Source organism: Testudinibacter crocodili, assembly GCF_006228025.1.
Classification (GTDB): Bacteria; Pseudomonadota; Gammaproteobacteria; order Enterobacterales; family Pasteurellaceae; genus Chelonobacter.
On the sequence record NZ_VDHF01000164.1, the window covers coordinates 1 to 2,523 of the forward strand.

The following is a 2,523-nucleotide window of genomic DNA, read 5'->3' on the forward strand; positions in this document are numbered from 1 at the left end:
CAGTGATATTCATCAATAGATAATCCCTCTAACAAACATCATAAACAGAAAAAACAAGGTGAAGATATAAAAAATAGCAATAAAAATCCGTGTTCCTATTTCTTTGTTTTTTTCATTTATTCTTGGTACTTTCATCATTATAGGAGTTGCAAACATAAAGAATGTGTGTAAAAACAATACAGCAAGCAAGATCGTAATCGAATATATATTCTCTATCCGATTTTGAAAATACGCACCGTTCTGGCGTATGATCTCAACCGAAGCAAACAGCACCAACCCGAAGATAAGTAATACGACCCGCTTACGGTAAAAGTAACTAATTATCGATGCAGCAGCCCAACCAAAAAGAAAGTAAACTATCTCACTCATATTTATTGATTTCTCTAGATTATTTTTCTCTTTCCTCAGCTCGTCGCTGTAGTTCTAGCCTATTTTTTTCTGCTTTTCCATAATTGCTCTCAGCCGTTCATTATTTTTTTTAACTTCAATATCTTGAAAAATGTATGGTCTTTCAGATTGGTAGACACGAACAGCAAATAGGATTAAGAGAAATATTATAATAAACCATACTCTATAGCGTCCTTTGAGCTTAAGTTCTTTGACCATTTGTTCGAGATAATAAGGCACAAAAGAAGACCAAAATGATTTTTTATCGAATGATTTGTTTCTGATTTCGAGTTGTTTAAAATAATCTTTCTCTTCATCATATTCCTTGGACTGCTTTAAGGAGATTACATATTCAGTAGATTGGCCGAATTGTAATCGGTATTTCTTCAAACAATTGCCGCAATAATACTGACTATGCTTGATGAATTGTTGATTCAGCAGGCTCTGGCAATAAGGACAACGAATTTTATCTTGCATAACGAAATTTATTAAAGCTTTCCAAATGGTATTAAATAGAATAATGCCGATATTTTCTATATCGGCATTGAATAGTTAGTTAGGTAGTAGATTCTTGCTTGGTGTTATCGGCTAATTCTTTTTCGATAATAGTGCGTAATATATCCAGCGAAGTATCTTTTAATGGACTGTTGGATTCAGAAAATAATTGATTGATAGCGGTGACACGTTCAGTGATATAGGAATAAGTCGATTCATCATAATTTGATGTTAAATTCCAATTTAAGAAAGTCACTAGATAAGAATAGCCGAGTTGTTCCCAACTTTCATAAGAGGCTGCAATAAATTGCGCTGTATTCCATAATGCGTTGCGTACACTTTCTTCAGGAATATAGCCTAAAGTAAAACTTGAACGAGCAATATAAATAAAACGGATAATATCAAAACCGGCTGCGTTAGTGTCTGTCTTGAAATTAACTGTTTTATAACCGAACTCCTGTACAGTTTTACTATAAAGCACGCCTTTTTTAGAATCCAATAGATTATATTCTGCTGCTTCTAATGCCCCATGCCATAATGCATCCATTTGCTCAAGTGCCGATGTTTTACCTGTGATTCCCCAAGAATTTTCAAGAGGTACTTTTAAGCGATATTCTGCTTCTTTTTTGGTTAAATGGTGCATGCCCTCAATACTGTTAATAAATTGAGATCCTCCTCGTAGATCACCGTCTTTATCTAAACGGTAAGGGGGAATATAATTTGGGTTTTTAGCAAGTTTGCTTAAACTTTCTTTATCACCGATTAGTATTTGGCTTGCTTCATAAAATGTAGAAGCTAAGAGTGCATACTCTTCTAATCCATTTTCAATTTTTACTTGTGGATTTTTATTGTTCAGCATGCCGAAAAAGCATTTTGACCGACTATTTTCTTTGGCGCTTAATATCCAAATGACACCCCAAAAGGTTTTCCAAGCAGCGTATAAACAAAGAGCACCGAATATACTGTAAAAAACCCAATGCGGTATATCAAAACCGAGTTTTTGTGAATAGAAGTCAAAATCAATCAACCCGTAAAAATACATAGCAAGTATGATAGCGACACCTATGAGTGGTTTGAAAGGGGCGAATTGTTTCCGATAAAGTTTGCTTTTTAAGCCCATAATATTTTCCTTAGGGTCCAAATCGAAATAAGATAAGCAAGAAAAATCCCGCATAAATCGGGATTCTTCGTATATTGCTATGAATTCGGTTTTTTATTGTAGCTTGTACCAAACGTAATAAATCCGATAATACCCGCAAAGCCCCCAAGATACATGGTTGTGTTTCCCTCTCCTAGAACGAAGAATAGAATAACTGTCGCAATAATCAAGCAACCTAAGGCAGCCAGCAATCCTTTAACGATATTGAATTTTTTATTCACAGTAGCTTGGCAGTGAGGGCAGGTTACTTCTTTACGATTGATATTATTGAAATTATTAATTAATCCCATTGATTTTTGGCAATTAGGGCAATTTAGATTTAACATAGTTTCCTCTTTTTTAAGTTAAGTTATAGAATTAGGCTTACCAACAAAATTGTTGATCTGCATTATTTGCTTTTCGTTTTGCTTGAAATTCGGCAAGGTTTTTCGGATTAGCAAAATAAGCATCTTGATTTTTGAGTATATCGTCCAGCTCCTTTT

Annotated in this window: 3 protein-coding genes; all 3 read right to left on the reverse strand. The window is 34.2% G+C overall.

Translation table 11 applies throughout. From position 1 onward, the window contains the following. Positions 1-423 precede the first annotated feature (423 nt). Positions 424-864, reverse strand: coding sequence for a hypothetical protein (locus FHQ23_RS12110; RefSeq protein WP_139614541.1), 441 nt, complete (start codon positions 862-864; stop codon positions 424-426). A 79-nt stretch (positions 865-943) separates the two neighbouring features. Beyond that, a complete protein-coding gene (locus FHQ23_RS12115) occupies positions 944-2,002 on the reverse strand; it encodes a DUF1266 domain-containing protein (protein WP_176552325.1) in 1,059 nt (352 codons plus the stop codon). Between the two features lie 77 nt (positions 2,003-2,079). Next, on the reverse strand, positions 2,080-2,367 hold the full coding sequence (locus tag FHQ23_RS12120) for a hypothetical protein (RefSeq protein ID WP_139614543.1): 288 nt from the start codon (positions 2,365-2,367) through the stop codon (positions 2,080-2,082). Between the last annotated feature and the right edge of the window lie 156 nt (positions 2,368-2,523).

Bases quoted from the DNA above. Each gene is read 5' to 3' on its own strand.
- FHQ23_RS12110 (WP_139614541.1), bottom strand. From the start codon at position 864: ATGCAAGATAAAATTCGTTGTCCTTATTGCCAGAGCCTGCTGAATCAA.
- FHQ23_RS12115 (WP_176552325.1), bottom strand. From the start codon at position 2,002: ATGGGCTTAAAAAGCAAACTTTATCGGAAACAATTCGCCCCTTTCAAA.
- FHQ23_RS12120 (WP_139614543.1), bottom strand. From the start codon at position 2,367: ATGTTAAATCTAAATTGCCCTAATTGCCAAAAATCAATGGGATTAATT.